The sequence below is a fragment of the Labrenzia sp. ATLA3 genome, assembly GCF_057180185.1.
The window spans coordinates 212,761-229,948 of the sequence record NZ_JBXUKV010000009.1 but is presented as its reverse complement, the minus strand read 5'-3'; the positions used below and the strand labels follow the sequence as shown (position 1 = coordinate 229,948).

The 17,188-nt window shown below is 56.3% G+C and carries 14 protein-coding genes; 5 read left to right on the top strand and 9 right to left on the bottom strand.

Going from position 1 to position 17,188, the window contains the following annotated elements; all coding sequences use genetic code 11:
- Position 1: 1 nt before the first annotated feature.
- Genes trpC through AC2A6O_RS24945 form a run of 3 tightly spaced genes read left to right on the top strand, consistent with a single transcriptional unit; the run spans position 2 to position 2,538 of the window.
- Complete coding sequence (gene trpC / locus AC2A6O_RS24955; RefSeq protein ID WP_498931128.1) at positions 2–814, top strand: indole-3-glycerol phosphate synthase TrpC; 813 nt, start codon at positions 2–4, stop codon at positions 812–814.
- 6 nt (positions 815–820) lie between these two features.
- The gene (gene moaC / locus AC2A6O_RS24950) at positions 821–1,333 is read left to right on the top strand and encodes a cyclic pyranopterin monophosphate synthase MoaC (RefSeq protein ID WP_498931126.1); all 513 of its coding nucleotides are present in this window, start codon (positions 821–823) and stop codon (positions 1,331–1,333) included.
- Entirely contained in the window at positions 1,333–2,538 is a 1,206-nt protein-coding gene (locus AC2A6O_RS24945; protein ID WP_498931124.1) for a molybdopterin molybdotransferase MoeA, read from the top strand. The genes moaC and AC2A6O_RS24945 overlap by 1 nt, the downstream gene beginning before the upstream one ends.
- Positions 2,539–2,665: 127 nt before the next feature.
- Here the strand turns inward: AC2A6O_RS24945 and AC2A6O_RS24940 are convergent, their stop codons facing one another.
- The 7 genes from AC2A6O_RS24940 to AC2A6O_RS24910 form a co-directional block, all read right to left on the bottom strand.
- Positions 2,666–3,463 carry an FAD binding domain-containing protein gene (locus AC2A6O_RS24940; protein WP_498931122.1) on the bottom strand — a complete coding sequence of 266 codons (798 nt, stop codon included), beginning with the start codon at positions 3,461–3,463 and terminating at the stop codon, positions 2,666–2,668.
- 74 nt (positions 3,464–3,537) lie between these two features.
- Complete coding sequence (locus AC2A6O_RS24935; RefSeq protein WP_498931120.1) at positions 3,538–5,898, bottom strand: xanthine dehydrogenase family protein molybdopterin-binding subunit; 2,361 nt, start codon at positions 5,896–5,898, stop codon at positions 3,538–3,540.
- A gap of 218 nt (positions 5,899–6,116) precedes the next feature.
- The gene (locus AC2A6O_RS24930) at positions 6,117–6,608 is read right to left on the bottom strand and encodes a (2Fe-2S)-binding protein (RefSeq protein ID WP_148586773.1); all 492 of its coding nucleotides are present in this window, start codon (positions 6,606–6,608) and stop codon (positions 6,117–6,119) included.
- 234 nt (positions 6,609–6,842) lie between these two features.
- Positions 6,843–7,547 (bottom strand): SRPBCC family protein, encoded by a 705-nt coding sequence (locus AC2A6O_RS24925; RefSeq protein WP_148586772.1) that lies wholly within the window; start codon positions 7,545–7,547, stop codon positions 6,843–6,845.
- A 277-nt stretch (positions 7,548–7,824) separates the two neighbouring features.
- A complete protein-coding gene (locus tag AC2A6O_RS24920; RefSeq protein ID WP_498931117.1) occupies positions 7,825–10,062 on the bottom strand; it encodes a bifunctional diguanylate cyclase/phosphodiesterase in 2,238 nt (745 codons plus the stop codon).
- Between the two features lie 7 nt (positions 10,063–10,069).
- Positions 10,070–11,440 carry a sensor histidine kinase gene (locus AC2A6O_RS24915; protein ID WP_498931115.1) on the bottom strand — a complete coding sequence of 457 codons (1,371 nt, stop codon included), beginning with the start codon at positions 11,438–11,440 and terminating at the stop codon, positions 10,070–10,072.
- An 806-nt stretch (positions 11,441–12,246) separates the two neighbouring features.
- Positions 12,247–12,501, bottom strand: coding sequence for a flagellar basal body protein (locus AC2A6O_RS24910; RefSeq protein ID WP_498931241.1), 255 nt, complete (start codon positions 12,499–12,501; stop codon positions 12,247–12,249).
- A gap of 272 nt (positions 12,502–12,773) precedes the next feature.
- Between AC2A6O_RS24910 and AC2A6O_RS24905 the strand changes: the two genes are divergently transcribed.
- Both AC2A6O_RS24905 and AC2A6O_RS24900 read left to right on the top strand, forming a co-directional pair.
- Entirely contained in the window at positions 12,774–13,532 is a 759-nt protein-coding gene (locus tag AC2A6O_RS24905; RefSeq protein ID WP_148586770.1) for a FadR/GntR family transcriptional regulator, read from the top strand.
- Between the two features lie 130 nt (positions 13,533–13,662).
- Positions 13,663–14,814 (top strand): fumarylacetoacetate hydrolase family protein, encoded by a 1,152-nt coding sequence (locus AC2A6O_RS24900; protein WP_498931113.1) that lies wholly within the window; start codon positions 13,663–13,665, stop codon positions 14,812–14,814.
- A 62-nt stretch (positions 14,815–14,876) separates the two neighbouring features.
- Here the strand turns inward: AC2A6O_RS24900 and fumC are convergent, their stop codons facing one another.
- Together fumC and AC2A6O_RS24890 are read right to left on the bottom strand one after the other, a co-directional pair.
- Positions 14,877–16,262, bottom strand: coding sequence for a class II fumarate hydratase (gene fumC, locus AC2A6O_RS24895; RefSeq protein ID WP_498931111.1), 1,386 nt, complete (start codon positions 16,260–16,262; stop codon positions 14,877–14,879).
- 22 nt (positions 16,263–16,284) lie between these two features.
- On the bottom strand, positions 16,285–17,094 hold the full coding sequence (locus AC2A6O_RS24890) for a hormone-sensitive lipase (RefSeq protein ID WP_498931109.1): 810 nt from the start codon (positions 17,092–17,094) through the stop codon (positions 16,285–16,287).
- Positions 17,095–17,188 lie beyond the last annotated feature (94 nt).

Here is a 17,188-nt window from a genome sequence, read left to right as displayed (position 1 = left end):
AATGGCTGATATCCTTCAAAAAATCGAAGCCTACAAGCGTGAGGAAATCGCCACCGCCAAGGCGGCTGTCTCGCTTGACGATCTCAAGGCGCGCATCGGCGAGGTGAGCGCTCCGCGCGGGTTCCAGAAGGCGATCGAAGCCAAACACGCTGCAGGCGATTACGCCCTTATTGCCGAAATCAAGAAAGCCAGCCCTTCGAAGGGGCTCATCCGGGAGGATTTCGATCCCCCGATCCTTGCCAAGGCTTATGAAAAAGGCGGGGCAGCTTGTCTGTCCGTGTTGACGGACGGGCCGTCCTTTCAGGGAAAACCTGAGTTTCTGACCGCCGCACGTGACGCAGTCACCCTGCCCGCGCTGCGCAAGGACTTTCTCTATGATCCTTACCAGGTGTATGAAGCCAGAGCCTGGGGGGGTGACTGTATCTTGATCATTCTGGCTGCGGTCGATGACGACACGGCCAAAAAACTGGAAGACACCGCATTTGAACTTGGGATGGATGTCCTGCTCGAGGTGCATAACGCACAAGAACTGGAGCGCGCTCTCAAGCTGTCTTCCCGTCTGCTCGGAATCAACAACCGCAACCTCAAGACCTTCGAGACCAAACTGGAAACCAGTGAAGATCTCGCACCCGACATTCCGGACGACAGGATCATCGTCGGTGAAAGCGGATTGTTCACCCCAGCCGATCTCGCTCGGATGAACAAGGTTGGTATCTCGACCTTCCTGATCGGCGAAAGCCTGATGCGCAAGGAAGACGTTGCTTCAGCCACCAGAACGCTTCTCGCCCGTCAGGCGATCACCGAAGCGGTTTAGGCGGATATGGCCAGCCAGGACCCAACACTGACCCATCTGGATGCGGCAGGGTCCGCCAACATGGTGGACGTCTCCGAAAAGTCTGTCACCCATCGGATTGCTGTTGCACGCGGCACTGTCACCATGCGTCCCGAAACGCTGGATCTCATCCGCTCCGGCAACGCCAAAAAAGGCGATGTCATTGGCACGGCGCGGATAGCCGGCATACTTGCAGCCAAAAAGACGCACGAACTGATCCCACTCTGCCATCCACTGATGTTGTCGAAGGTCTCCATCGACATCGACACGGACGATGATCTGCCCGGCCTGGTCGTAACAGCGACAACCAAGGTCAGCGGTCAGACCGGCGTCGAGATGGAAGCCTTGACCGCCTGTTCCCTCGCCTGCCTGACAATCTACGATATGGCCAAGGCCGTCGACAGGGGCATGGTGATAGGCAATATCCACCTGGTCGAGAAGTCCGGAGGCAAGTCCGGCCACTGGACGCTCGACAAAGACGGCAGCCTGGGTGGCACCTGATGAGCCTGATGCCCGTCTCGGATGCGTTGACGAAGCTGCTTTCCGGGGTGATGCCCCTGGAAACGGAGCTTGTTTCGCTTGAGAACGGCAACGGCAGGTACTTGTCGGAACCGCTCGTCTCCACGCGAACGCAACCACCGTTCGCAGCCTCCGCGATGGACGGATACGCCATACGTCACGATGATCTGACGAGCGAACGCTCCACCTTGACCGTTATTGGCGAAGCACCCGCCGGCCACGGATATGCCGGAACGGTTGGTGCGGGTGAAACGGTGAGGATCTTTACCGGTGCACCGGTTCCGAACGGCGCGGACACGATCCTGATTCAGGAAAACGCGGAGCGTGACGGCGAGCGGATAACAGTTTTGGAAAATCCAGCGAAGGGCGCATACGTGCGGCCAGCCGGGCTGGATTTCTCCGAGGGCGACGTACTTCTGAAGCCGCCGCTCAGGTTAGCCTATAGGCATCTTGCCCTCGCCGCAGCCATGAACCATGCCATGCTTCCGGTACACCGTCGTCCCAGGGTCGCAATCCTGGCAACCGGCGACGAACTCGTTCGCCCGGGGACGCAACCCGGTCCGGACCAGATCATCGCCTCCAACCATGCCGGGATCGCGGCTATGGTCGAAGATTGTGGCGGTGAACCACTGGATCTTGGAATATCCCCAGACGAACCGGTCGCGCTCGCAAACCACGTCAGACGTGCGATCAAAGAGAAAGCCGATATCCTGGTTACACTGGGCGGCGCTTCGGTTGGCGACCACGATCTCGTACAGGACATTCTTGGACAGGAAGGCATGGACCTGGCGTTCTGGCGAATTGCCATGCGTCCGGGAAAACCGTTGATGGCCGGACGGCTTGGCAACACCAAGGTGCTTGGTCTGCCGGGAAATCCCGTTTCCAGCCTCGTCTGCGGCCTCCTTTTTCTGAAGCCGCTCATGCAGGCCATGCTCGGTCAGGGACAGGAAGGGTCCGACACGCAACGTGCCACCCTCACCGCCCCCCTTCCGGAAAATGACCGCAGACAGGACTATGTCCGGGCAACGCTTTCCACATCGGAAGACGGCCAACTCATGGTTACGCCCTTCTCGCGGCAAGACAGTTCCATGCTGAATCTGCTGGCAAAATCCGGCGCACTTGTGGTCCGTCCGCCTCATGCACCGGCGTTGGACGCAGGGGCCGAAGTCCCCATTCTGGTGCTCTGAAAAGCACTGCCACCGAGCGACAGTTTGCGTTCCGTGCCTGTTTGAGCGGTTGAAAACACCCCGCTGAACAAACAAAACCCGGCCGAGTGCCGGCCGGGTTCACATTTTCAGATCAATTCTACGTCCGTCAAGCCTTCTGGACTGCCCGCTTCGCCATGACCGTGACCAGGTTTGCGCGATAGGCTGCCGACCCGTGAATGTCGGACAGAAGATCATCTGCATCTGGAGCAATACCGGCGACCGCATCTGGCGAGAAATTGCCGGAAAGTGCGGTTTCCATGGCGGACATGCGGAACACACCGTTCTGCCCGGCGCCTGTCACCGCCACCTTGACCGATCCATCGCTGGCCTTGGCAACAAAAACCCCAGCCATGGCATAACGCGATGCCGGATTGGGATATTTGGCATAGGCACTTGCAGCAGCGCCCGGAAACTTGATGGCGACGACAATTTCGTCTTCCTCGAGCGCGGTTTCAAACATGCCCGTGAAAAAGTCTTCCGCTGCCAGTTCCCGTTTACTTGTGACAACGGTCGCTCCAAGAGCCACCAAAGCCGCAGGATAGTCGGCAGCGGGGTCATTGTTGGAAATCGATCCGCCCATGGTGCCCATGTGACGAACCGCGGGGTCGCCGATACCGCCGGCAAGTGAAGCCAGCCCAGGAAGCTTCTGCTTCACCAGATCGGAGGTTGAGACCTCGTAATGGGTTGTCGCTGCACCGATGGTCACACCATCGCCGTTGGCACTGATCCCCTTCATGTCTGCAATCTTGGTGACATCGACCAGATCGCTTGGGGCGGCAAGCCGCTGTTTCATGGTTGGCAGCAAAGTCTGGCCGCCACCAAGGAACTTGCCGTCATCGGCATTGGCCATCAGTGAAGCGGCTTCCGCCACCGATCCGGCCTTGTGATATGTCGTTTCATACATGCTGGGTCTCCCCGTATTTCGAACTTGTAAAATGGCGGGCGGGTTATCCCGCCCGTAAATCACGATTTTGGGCGTTATTCGGCCGCCTGCTTCACACCTGCATGGTAAAGCGCCCAGACCTTTTCCGGAGACGCCGGCATGGACAGGCTGTTGTCCCCGATCGCATCCGTGATCGCGTTGATGACAGCCGGCGGAGAACCGATGGCACCTGCCTCACCGCAGCCTTTCATGCCGAGCGGGTTGCCCGGGCACGCCGTTACATGTGTCGACAGACTGTAGGACGGCACATCATCGGCACGCGGCATGCAGTAGTCCATGTAGGACGCCGTCAGAAGCTGGCCGTTTTCGTCGTAGGACGCATTTTCAAGCAGCGCCTGACCAATGCCCTGCGTGATACCGCCATGCACCTGACCTTCCACGATCATCGGGTTGATGATGTTGCCGAAATCGTCAGCAGCGACGAAGTTGACAACTTCGGTCTTGCCCGTATCCGGATCCACTTCGACTTCGCAAACATACGTGCCTGCCGGGAAGGTAAAGTTGGTCGGATCGTAGAAGGCGCCTTCCTTGAGGCCCGGTTCCATGCCTTCCGGCAGGTTGTGAGCCGTGTAGGCGGCAAGAGCCACCTCGGTGAAGGTCAGCTTCTTGTCGGTACCGGCCACTTTCAGCTCACCGCCCTCAATCTGGATGTCGCCTTCGGAGGCTTCCATCAAATGAGCTGCGATCTTCTTTGCCTTGGCTTCGACCTTGTCGAGCGCCTTCACGATTGCAGACATGCCGACCGCTCCGGAGCGCGAGCCGTAGGTCCCCATGCCGAACTGAACCTTGTCCGTATCGCCATGTACGATGGACACTGCACTGGTATCCAGGCCGAAGCGTTCGCTGATGAGCTGGGCAAAGGTTGTCTCGTGTCCCTGGCCATGGCTGTGCGAACCGGTCAGAACTTCAATCGACCCGACGGGATTGACCCGGACCTCGGCAGATTCCCAAAGTCCGACGCCTGCACCGAGAGAACCAACGGCAGCAGACGGCGCAATGCCGCACGCCTCAATGTAGCAGGACAGACCAATACCGCGAAGTTTGCCGCGGGAGGCTGCTTCAGCCTTGCGCGCGGCAAAGCCATCATAGTCCGCAGCCTTTAGCGCAGCGTCCAGCGTGGCATCATAATCGCCTGCGTCGTAACACATGATCACCGGCGTCTGGTGCGGGAACGTTCGGATGAAGTTCTTGCGGCGGAACTCAGCTGGCGACAAGCCAACTTCGCGAGCCGCCGTTTCCATGATCCGTTCCAGAAGATAGGTCGCCTCCGGCCGGCCAGCGCCGCGATAGGCGTCCACCGGGGTGGTGTTGGTGTAGACCGTCTTCACGTTGGCATGGATCGCAGGAATGTCGTACTGCCCCGACAACAACGTTGCATAGAGGTAAGTCGGCACGGACGACGAGAACAACGACATGTATGCGCCGAGATTGGCAATAGTCTTGACCCTGAGACCCAAGATCTTGTTGTCGGCATCGAGTGCAAGTTCCGCTTCCGACCGGTGGTCACGGCCATGTGCATCCGTCAGGAACGCTTCGGTTCGGTCAGACACCCATTTGACCGGGCGGCCGACCCGCTTGGACGCCCACAGGCAGACCATCTCTTCCGGGTAGATGTAGATCTTGGAACCAAAGCCACCACCGACATCAGGTGCGATCACACGCAGCTTGTTTTCCGGGGCAACGTTATAGAAGGCCGACAAGACAAGCCGGGCCACATGCGGGTTCTGTGATGTGGTGTAGAGCGTGTAGTGCTCTTCAGCCGCATCGTAACCGGCTAGTGCCGCGCGTGGTTCCATCGCGTTCGGGACAAGACGGTTGTTATGGATCTCCATGCGCGTTACATGAGCGGCCTTTTCAAAGGCTGCGTTTGTGGCAGCCTCGTCGCCAATTTCCCAATCGTAGATCAGGTTGCCTTCGGCTTCTGGATGTATTTGCGGGGCACCTGACTCAAGCGCCGCCAGCGGATCTATAACAGCTGGCAGTTCTTCATAGTCGACGACCACCGCATCGGCAGCATCGCGTGCTTGCGCCTGCGTATCGGCCACGACCACCGCAACAGCCTGGCCCACATGGCGGACGATTTCCGGCTCAAGAGCGCGCCAACCACCCATCTTCATCGGCGAGCCATCCTTGGAATGGATCATCCAGCCGCAGATCAGGTTGCCGATACCATCGCCGACGAGTTGATCGCCAGTCAGAACGGCATCCACACCCGGCATTTCCAGCGCAGCACTAGCGTCAATGCTCTTGACCTTCGCATGAGCATGCGGCGAGCGAACGAAGGCGGCATGGCCCATACCCGGCATGGTCATATCGTCGGTGTATCTGCCTTTGCCGGTAATGAAGCGCTTGTCTTCCTTACGCAGGGCACGAGCACCAATCCCCTCAACAGCCATTTTTTCTCTCCCGAATATCTGCTCCGGTTCCGCCTGTACCGGACATCCTCCACACGCCGGACAATCCGGCTGCTGCCTGTCAGGCAACGATCTCTCAAGACCTGGCGGTCAAACCGAAGATGCCCGTTCCTCCCGGCATTGCATTCGGTTGATTGGTCTTGTCGTCCTGCTGCGCGAATTGCTCCGCGCATCATACTTTGGGAGTTCAGCCCTTGCCGTTATTCGGCAGCCTGAGCCATGCCGGCCATTTGATCGGAGGCAGCTTTGATTGCCTTGACGATGTTGTGGTAGCCGGTGCAACGGCAGATGTTGCCTTCCAACTCGTGGCGGATAGTCGTCTCATCGAGATTGCCGGCACCGTAACGATTGATCATGTCCACGGCGGTCATGATCATGCCGGGCGTGCAGAAACCGCACTGAAGTCCATGATGTTCACGGAAGGCGGCCTGAACAGGGTGCAGGCTGTCTGCCGTACCGATCCCTTCCAGCGTCACCACTTCCGCGCCATCAGCCTGGACAGCGAGCATGCTACAGGATTTGACGGCCTTGCCGTCGACATGAACGACGCAGGCCCCGCATTGCGAGGTGTCACAGCCCACGTGCGTGCCGGTCAACCCGCGCACATCCCGGATAAACGATACGAGCAGCGTGCGGTCTTCGACATCAGCCGAAACCGTCTTGCCGTTCAATACCATCGATACTTTCGACATGAATTTCTCTCCCTCATGAAAGTCCCTGGACCATGGCTTTCGAGACAGCCTGTCTGCAAACAATGACAGACAAATCCATCCGAAAATCCGGTCCAGACCAGCGAATGGAAAAACAATCCGATTAGATTGTTTCTCACTGACCCAATTTCCCGGCTTGTCACCGTGTTTTGTGCTGGGGCTCTGGCGCGTCCTGAATTGTCAGAGCCCGATCATTTCAAGTTTTATACGGCCCGGTCAACTTGCAAGTGCAAGCACCACAATCACGGCTGCGAGCAAGACAAGCCCCCAGACCATGGGACCGCCAAAAACGTTACGTCCAGCAGCGGCTTCTATATTCTGTTCCGCTTGATGGATTTTTTCCTCGACCGCATGCTCTGCGTCCTCGATGGCATGCATGACTTCGCCAGGCGTTTCCTCAATCGCGATCCGCTTGGCCTCCTCCGCCACGCCGGGATCCAGATCATCGCTCGCCGCGGCCGCTGTTTCCTGCGGCTCGGCAGGCGTTCCCACCATCTCGGAAAACTTCGTGAAGAACTCCTCCGCCATCTTCTTGGCGGTGGAATCGATCAGCCGGCTGCCGAGCTGGGCAAGCTTGCCGCCGACTTGTGCCTTGGCTTCATAGGCAAGTATGGTCTCGTCGCCCTCTTCCGTCAGCTTCACATCCGCGGAGCCTTTGGCGAAACCGGCAACTCCGCCCTTGCCTTCGCCCACGATCGTGTAACTCTCCGGAGGATTCATGTTCTCAAGGGTAACTTCCCCTTTGAACTTCGCTTTGACAGGCCCGATTTTCGACGTGACCGCAGCGGTCATTTCGGTGTCCGAGGTCTTTTCGAGGCTCTCGCAGCCAGGAATGCAGGCCCGGAGGACGTCCGGATCGTTCAAGGCTTGCCAGACGGTTTCCCGTTTGGCCGGGATCCGGTGGGAGCCGCTCATGTCCATGTATTTTCTCCCCAAGTCGCGCTTTGGCGCATTTTTTCAAAGGTCCAGTCAGCATTCAACGCGATTGGGGCGTTCGCCGCAAACACGTTTTCCCGTATGAGAGCGTGTTTCGTACAAATTTTCAATCGCTTATCTAAACAGAATTGCAGAACACAATCCCTGGAGGCTAGCGTCTGGACCCATCCACGAATGAACCGGCTGGCGCAGTCTACACCGTTCGAACGGTCTCGTCCTGACAGTTCCGGCCAGTATTGTTCAGTTGGACAGACAACCAATTTTATCCGAAGGCGACACCGGGTTCGACGGTTTTCTGAACGAACCCTTCGAGCTCGTCGGCCGGCAGGGGCTTGGCGTAGAGGTATCCTTGCAGATAGTCGCAATGAAGCTCCTGCATGATGTCTCTCTGGGCAACCGTTTCGACACCTTCGGCAGTGACATTCAGGTCCAGAGCCTGCGCAACAGCGATGATCGACTTCACGACTGCGAGCGCATCGGCATCCTGATCCATGTTCATGGTAAAGCTTCGGTCAATCTTGATTCCGTCCACGGGAAGTTTGCGCAGGTAACTGAACGAGGAATACCCCGTACCAAAATCGTCAATAACGACACGCGCACCTTTTTCACGAAGCCAGGTGAGCAAAGCCAGTGTTACCCGATCATTGCTCAAGAACAGCCCTTCCGTCACCTCGAAAACCAGTCGGTCGAGCGGCAACTTGGCTGCAGTCACCGCATCTTCGATATCCTTGTAAAGCCGATTGGTCTGAACCTGCTTGGGAGACAGGTTCACATTCAGCCGAACGTCGTCTGATATCCCGGTCAAGCTGCTGAATTCGGCGAACGATGTCTTGAACATCCATGCACCGATTTCGGTAATGAGACCACTGGCTTCGGCGGCTTCGATCATCCGTGCCGTATTGAGGAAGGTACCGTTCGGCGTGCGGAAACGCATCAGGGCTTCAAAGGATGCCAGACTTTCGTCCCGGGCCCGCATGATGGGCTGATAGCTCAGCGAGAACTTCGTCTGATTGGTGGAGCCGGTCAGGAGCGAGGCGAGCCGCAGACGCTCGAAGGCCGCTTCCTGCATCAGGGGATGAAAGACAGCATGATTCGCAACGCCCTTCTGCCGGACATCGTTGAGAGCGATCGAGGCGAAGCGCACAAGCTGTTCCGCGTTCTGGGCCTCCGCATCGGTCGACGCGAACCCCAACCGAAGCCGCAGGCTGATCTGGTTATCCTCAAGCGTGATCGGTTGCTGAAAGGCATCTTCAACGCGCGCGACCACATCCTGAATTGTGTTTTCCTGCCCGCCCTTCAAAAGGATCAGAAACTCGTCCTTTTCCTTCCGTGCAATGGTAAGCGCGCCTGGAAATGTCTGCGAAAGCCGGTGTCCAGTCCGCTTCAGAACCGCGCCTGCCTTTTCGTCACCAATCCCGTCGACTATGACCCGGAAGCGATAGATGTCGCAGTGAATGACCAGTAGCTCCGGCCCATTGGCTGCATGTCTCTGGAAGGTTTCGAGAAATCCTGAAAAAGTCGACAGGCCGGTGACACGGTCAACGTAAGCCAGGTTGCGGATATGCTCCAACAGACCTGTTTTTTCGTACCCCAGCGCCACATTGGAAACGAACAGCTGCACCACTTCGGAACCAACGAGCTCTTCGAGCAACTCCTCGCTCATGCCAAGATAGAGTGCGCCTGTCATGCCGTTCCGGGTAACAAGCGGCAACGCCACTCCATCGGGAGACGCAATCGTCGCCTGGCTTTCGACACATCTTGATACCGCGTTGCGAATGGCGTCGTCACTGATGACATCCACCGGCAAGTCGATCTTGTCTTCGAAGTTTCCGGTGGCGGCCAACACTCGAATGCTGGACTTGTCGAAAGATCCATAGTCCGGCAGCGTTTCAAGACCGCACAAAAGACTGTCGACAGGTTGCCCGGCCAGAACCGTGAAGTGCTTCAGTACGGCGGCGGCAAATTCACTCAGGGCGTTCTTTTCAACAATCGCAGCAAAATGCTCATTCAACTGTTTGAGTTTCTTGCGATTTGTCTCAAGTGACATGACCAGCTTGTAGCCGCGCAAACCGGTGACAATCGCGGTAATCAGCTTGGTGCGAGATAGCTCGGCTTTTTCCGTATAGCCGTCAATATCGAACTTCATGATCACATCGGTCTGCGGAGCATACCCGGGTTGGCCCGTACGCAGGATCAACCGCGTAAAATGATTGCCGAGTTCCGAACGGATCCAGCTCACAAGCCCAAGCCCTGCCGTGTCGCTCTCCATGACGACGTCGACCAGGGCCACGGCAATATCCGCGTTCTCCAGCAGGATTTGCCGGGCTTCCTGGGCAGAAAGAGCATGCAGCAGTTCAAACGGGCGGTTTTCGAACACACAACCGCCAACCGCTATCTTGGTGACCTCATGCACGTCGGGGTCGTCATCGACGATCAGGATCTTCCACGGCGCCTTGACAGGCTTCTTCACTTCCGGCTCGGAAGGGGCAAGAAAGTCCATTACCATCTCAATGCACCTTCTGTCCGAGCTTCTTCCGGGTGTCCTGAACAACGACCGCGGGGAACTCGATTGTGAATTCTGTTCCGGAGCCGACGTTCGATGACACGGAGATGGTTCCACTCAGGGCTTCCGTGACCAGCTGGTAACAAATCGCCATCCCTAAGCCGGATCCTCCTTTGCCAAACTTCGTTGTGAAGAACGGCTCGAATACCTTTTTCAGATTCTTCTCCGGGATGCCTACACCGAAATCCTGACATTTGAAGATAATCTTGCATTCATTCGAATTGCCATGCCCCGCATCGCTGGAATGGACAACCTGAGAAGACAACTTGATCAATCCGTTGCTCCGCCCTTCGTACCCGTGTTTCATCGCGTTTTCGACGAAATTCGAAACGAGCTGACTAACGGCCCCCGGATAACTGTCGATAGTTTCATCCGCATGGAGATCCAGTTCTATCCTGAAGGGCGTTTTCTTCAGTGTCGGCTGTAATGTCGCCAAGGTCTCGCGAATGATGTGATCAAAATTGAAAGCGCGTTTTTTCTCGCTCTGGCGATCGACAGCAACTTGCCGGAAGTTCCCCACCAACTCGCGAGCCCGCCCAAGTGTTTTCTCGATAATATGGGCCGTATCAGAAATACGCTCGATTTCGCTCTCAAGAGCTTCCTTGCTCAGCTTCTGGTCTTCCAGCTCACTGCGCAGGTAACCGGTTGAATCCTTGATGGTGGTCGCTGCCATCAGGGCATTCCCCAAAGGCGTATTCAATTCATGAGACACGCCGGCGACAAGCGCTCCCAGCGCAGCAAGGTTGTCTGCCTGAATAAGCTCTTCCTGCACCAGCTTGAGCTGTTCCGTCCGATGGGCCACCAAATCCTCGAGGTTCGTCTGATATTCTTGAATTTTTTGCAGGTCGAGATGGCGACGCTGAACCATGGACTGCAGACTGGCCGCAAGTATGCCGATCTCGTCCACGCGGCCAGGCATGAGTTCGGCTTTGGGCGGGTCCTCGATCAGTCGCGGTGTCGACAGGTAGTCCACGATTGCAGACAACGGCTGCCCGATCAGACGGCGAAAGACGGTCCTGATGACAATCGCCAGCAGCAGCAGATAGACGATGATCGCAGTGACGATAAAACCCACAGTGGAGACAATCTCATAGGAGATCGTATTCCTGTCGATCAGAATGAAGACCCGGCCGATTGCATCCTTGTGCAGAATTGTGCTTGGCGAATTGAGAGTATAGGTGAGCGCTTCAGCAGCACGTTCTCCGCTCGCAGGCTCGCCGAAATTGCCTGTGTCGGGCGTCTCGACCCAAACCTTTTCAACCACCTCAAGACTTTCCAGCCCTCGGATGAGCTGCAGGGTCGCGTCGGCGTTCACTGTCCAGATGGCACGCTCGAACGGTCGCTTCGTTGCTTGAAAAAAGGCCTCGGTTACACGAATGGCGCGGGCGTGAGACGCATCCCAGGTTATCTTGGTGAGAATGCCAATGAAAATGATACCAAGTACGGCGAAAAGACCGAGCGTATAGAGAATGAACGTCCGGGACAGGCTGGCCCGGCCCATCTCCTTGGATGAATATGGCAGCGACGTACCGCCGTTAAGTGTCAAGACGCCCACCTCAATTCATGGTGCCCGTTCCAGCTCACATCAATCCGGCAAACCCGGTTCACGTGGCTCCGGTCAAGAACGAAAACCTAACCGCCTTTACGGGCAGTCATTTCAATGCTTGATTCACAGACACATCGATATTGCCCCTCGCCTGATCAACGCCCCTCATTGCGGGTCTCATTCAATCAAAGCGCCAATGTATCTTCCATATTCGCCTGGTTTTCTAAATTTTCCATAAAAATCAATTGTAAATTGAAACAGCCTCCATTCTACGCTGCAACGGTTAGTCTTGAATCTACGAAAATATCAAATACCAATAATTTTAGCGGCAGCGCATAAGGTTTACACTCCGGACAGGCTTGTACGGAGGAAAGACTTCGCGATACTGGCGCTCAATGACTAATCGCGCGCGATCCAATCAGCCATCATCGGCTTTTGCTCCAGACCGATGGAGTGTCCAGAATGCGTAAGGGTCCAGATAGCTGCCTTTTCGACATCGGACTTAGTTGCAGCTTTCCTGGTCTGGCCATGGTGCCAGTCATGAGTCGCAGTCAAGGCGAACTGGGGCTTGCTGATCACTGTCGGAAACGGCCCAGGCTGTTGGCGCGGAAGCCTGGCTTGTTGGCGTTGGCAATGTTCTCGGAGATGGTTGCCTGACGGACAGACTGCAAAGCTTGCCCGAACCTGTTCGACCGAAACGTGCAATCGCCGGCCGCACGCAGCCCCAAAGACCGTCGCTGGGGTTCAGTTCCGCTGGCGAAACGGCCAGCCAACCGGAGTTTTGATCTGGTGCCACCAGCAAGTATACGTGACCTCAGGAACGACGGCATCAGGAAACTGGCGTAAAGGCTATACACTTTCAACGGCCAAATTCTCAGTAATTGTCCTACAAATTTAAAACGATTTGCCTCATTTCATTACGAAACGGCCAATATTTAGCGTCGCAAAAACGTTAATAGCGACGGATTAGCTTACTAGAACGTTATTTTAGATTATTATTTCTAGTATTTTAAAAAATTGCCTTGTAAGACATGCGAAGGATGCAACGCCGGTCTCACCGTTCACAATCCGTATGTGAGACCCGACTGCCCGAGTCTGTTGAATGGATAATAAGAAACGCAATTTCTTCGAACTACCGGACAAAGTCCTCACATCTCTGCCGACCGGAGCGGTCAAAGATACAGTCGAACATCTTGGCAAGAAGATCGCGCATGGTGATTATGCGACGGGCGCGATTCTTCCGCGCGAGGATGAACTCGTCGAGAGTCTCGGCGTTTCTCGGACGGTCGTTCGGGAAGCCATCAAGGTATTGTGTGGCAAGGGGCTGATACGAACGGCCCGCAGATACGGCTCCCGCGTCTGCCCGTTTGACGACTGGAACCTTCTTGATCCGGACGTCATTCGCTGGCACGACCCGGAAAGTCCGCAAACGGCGAGAATATATGCCGAAGCGACAGATCTCAGATTGATATTCGAGCCAGAGGCGGCCGCACTGGCCGCGGTCAATGCAAATCGGAACCAACGCGACACCATTCTGGCGGCCGCACGGGCCATTCACCCCCTGGATGGTCGAGCCAGCATGATTGGTGCCGACTACATGTTCCATGCCACGATCCTTCAGGCCAGTGGCAACCAGATGCTTTCCCAGCTCCAAAACCTTATTTACGCGGTCATGCTGTTTTCCTATGCCACGTCCCTGAAAACACCACCGGAAGAAAAAGTTGCCCGCCGCAATCATGTAGGCGTGGCTGAAGCCATCGATTCCGGCGACGCCGAACTGGCGCGTGGACGCATGAAAGACATGCTGGTTCTGAACAAGGCCATGGCAGACAAACTGGTCGCTTCAATGTTTCAGGAATAACACTGGCACGGGAAGCGTCCTATCGGGTGCACTGAAACCCGCGTTTCCACATTTGTTGGACAAGTGAGAATTTTCCCAGCAGATTAGGGAAAACCAACAATGACGGCCCTGCGGCCAATCAGGAAACGCCATGAGCTTTTATTCAGAAACCGAAATGTCCTCCGGCACTTATCTGGGTCGTGTCTGGCGTCCCGGCGCCAACGGACCTGCTGTCGTTACCCTGCGCGACAACAACGTCATCGACATCACCTCGAAGGCCGCCCCTACCGTAAGAGACATCTGCGAAATGCAGGATCCGGCAGCTTATGTTGACGCGGCAGAAGGCGAGAACCTCGGCCCTCTTGGCACGATTGCCGCAGCATCCTCCGACAATCCCGCCAATATCCATTTTCTTGCCCCATGCGACCTGCAGGCGGTGAAAGCCTGCGGCGTTACCTTCGCCAATTCCATGGTGGAACGCGTTATCGAGGAAAAAGCAGCCGGTGATCCCCAAAAGGCGGAAGCAATCCGTGCGCGGGTGGGCGCAACTATCGGCGACAGCCTGAGAAACCTGCGCGCCGGATCAGAAGAAGCCGCGAAGGTAAAACAGGCGCTGATCTCGGAAGGGCTCTGGAGCCAATATCTGGAAGTCGGAATCGGTCCGGACGCCGAAGTCTTTTCCAAAGCTCAGGTTCTTTCTTCCGTCGGGCCTGGTGCTGACGTCGGTCTGCATCCAGTATCCAGCTGGAACAACCCGGAGCCGGAAGTGGTGCTGACTGTCTCTTCCAAAGGCGTGATTGTCGGCGCGACGCTTGGAAACGATGTCAACCTGCGCGACGTCGAAGGCCGCTCGGCACTGCTCCTGTCCAAAGCCAAGGACAACAATGCATCCTGCTCGATCGGCCCCATGATTCGACTGTTCGATGACACCTTTTCGCTGGATGACGTACGCCAGGCGGAGTTGGATCTGACCGTCGAGGGAACTGACGGATTTGTCCTGAAGGGTCGATCTTCAATGAAGGAGATAAGCCGGGATCCTCAGGATCTGGTCCGGCAGACATTGGGCCGGCACCACCAGTACCCCGACGGCATCATGCTCTTTCTCGGCACCCTCTTTGCCCCAACCCAGGACAGGGATGTTCCGGGTGAAGGCTTTACCCACAAATTGGGCGACGTTGTCACGATCGAAAGCCCGGGCCTGGGCAGCTTGAGCAACACGGTCCGGCTTTCGACGGAATGTCCCGAATGGACTTTCGGAATAAGCTCCCTGATGCGCAACCTTGCAGAGCGTAGCCTTCTGTAGGCGGCTAAAGGTCATCAGCCCAGCGCACGGCGAAGACGCACATCAGGAAGCAGCCGAGCTTGTCAAAGCGATGGCTGGACCATTTTCGCAGGATCGACTGTCTTGTCGAACTCCTCTGCACTGACAAAGCCAAGGTCGAGGCAGGCCTGTTTCAAGGTCATATCATGCTCAAAAGCGTGATGTGCGGCATGACTGGCCTTGTCGTATCCGATGAGTGGACTGAGGGCGGTGACCAGCATCAAGGACTGATCAAGGAATTCCTTGATGCGCTTTTCGTTCGGCTCCATGCCTTCGACCAGAAACCGAGAGAAATTGGTACAGCCGTCGCCCATGATCCTGACCGACTGCATGATCGCATTGATCATCAACGGCTTGTAGACATTCATCTCAAGGTAACCGCTGGCGCCACCTATCCCGGCCACGACATCATTTCCCATAACCTGCGCTGCGATCATCGCGAGCGCCTCGCACTGTGTCGGATTGACCTTGCCCGGCATGATCGAGGACCCGGGTTCATTGGACGGTATTTTTAATTCGAAAAATCCGCACCGCGGTCCGCACGACAAAAGACGAATGTCGTTTGCTATCTTGAACAAGGAGACAGCAAGCGTCTTCAAGGTCCCGCTCAGCATGACAAGCGCATCATGCGCGCCCTGTACGGCGAACTTGTTCCCAGCCGTATAAAACGGCAAGCCGGTCAATTCAGCGATCTTTGCGGCAGACAATTCGGCGAAGCGAGGATGTGTATTGATCCCCGTCCCCACCGCAGTGCCGCCCAGCGCCAGTCCATAGACGTCGTTGAGCGCAAAACGAATACGCTCAATGTCCTGACGCAGCATTTCGGCATACCCGGAAAATTCCTGACCCAGTGTCAGAGGCGTAGCGTCCTGCATGTGGGTTCGGCCGATCTTGATGATACCGTCCCAGGCATCGGCTTTGTCCTGAAGGCTTTTCTGGAGTGTCTGAACCCCTGGCAGCAGCCGGTGTGTCACCTGGAGTGCGGCAGCCATATGCATGGCGGCTGGAAAGCTGTCATTGGACGATTGTGACAGGTTCACATGATCGTTGGGGTGAACCGGATCTTTTGTTCCCATTACGCCGCCTGCCAGTGCGATTGCGCGATTGGAAATCACCTCGTTCACATTCATGTTGGTTTGAGTGCCACTACCAGTCATCCAGACATGCAGCGGGAAGTGGTCGTCCAGTTTTCCATCACTCACTTCATCCGCGGCCCGGACAATCAAGCGCGCAAGGTCTCCAGGCAGCAGGCCCAGCTCTTCGTTTGATAGGGCGGCCGCCTTTTTCAAGATGCCATAGGCGTGCACGAGCTCAATCGGCATCAGGTCACTGCCGATTGAGAAGTACTTCAGGGAACGCTGTGTCTGCGCACCCCAGTATTTGTCTTCCGGCACATCTATCTCACCGATGCTGTCGCTTTCAGTACGCATAAGCGTCTCCTCGTCGGGTGGCTCAAGAAGCCAGCAAGGTTTCAGTCAACTCGCTATCCGGTTTTTGAAGGCCGTCGATGACGTCGAAATGATGCCGGTCTGCGTCTTCCCGATAGGTTGCCGTCGACCAGGCATCGGCAAGCAGTTTCGACTGCCGGAGAAATTCCGGTCGTTCCGAGCCTCCAACCCAGGCAACGACCGGACTGTCAATTGCAGGCTGCATAAGTGCAGCGCTCTCGGCAATCGCATCCTCTTCGCTCAACTGGAACGACTTGTTCATCACGGTGTTTCTAAGCGGACGGAGGTCGTGTAGCCCGCTAATGGATACAACTCTCTCGATCCGAGCCAGTACGTCCTCTGACAGTCGGGTGTCTTCACAAATCGTCCGCGTAACCAGGTGGCCTCCGGCGGAATGTCCGACAAGCCGGATCGGCCCGGCAACGCGAGCTGCCACCTTCGTGACCGCCGAACTGATCTGCCGTGTCATGTCTGCGATTCGCGCATCCGGAGCCAGCTCATAGGATGGCATGCACACCGTCCAGCCTTTTGCCAGGCAACCACTTGAGAAATGCGACCACGAACTTTTGTCGAATCTCAGCCAGTAGCCGCCATGCACGAAGACGACGAGACCTTTGGATTTTCTCTCAGGCCGAAACACATCGAACCGTTGACGTTCCCCCTCCCCGTAAACGACATCCAGATCCTTTTCGACCCAGCTTTTCCGGAAGGCTTCGGCATCTTGTGCCCAACGCACGATAAAATCGTCTGCACCTGCAATATGAGCAGCATTTGAATAGGCATCATCCCAGTCAGTAATCGTCATCTCGCTCATTCGAAATCCTCTAACAACCATCGAAACCGATTAGTGGCATCCTTGCACGATTTGCCTTCAAAGCGGAACGGCCTGAATGCCGTTCGCAACTTGT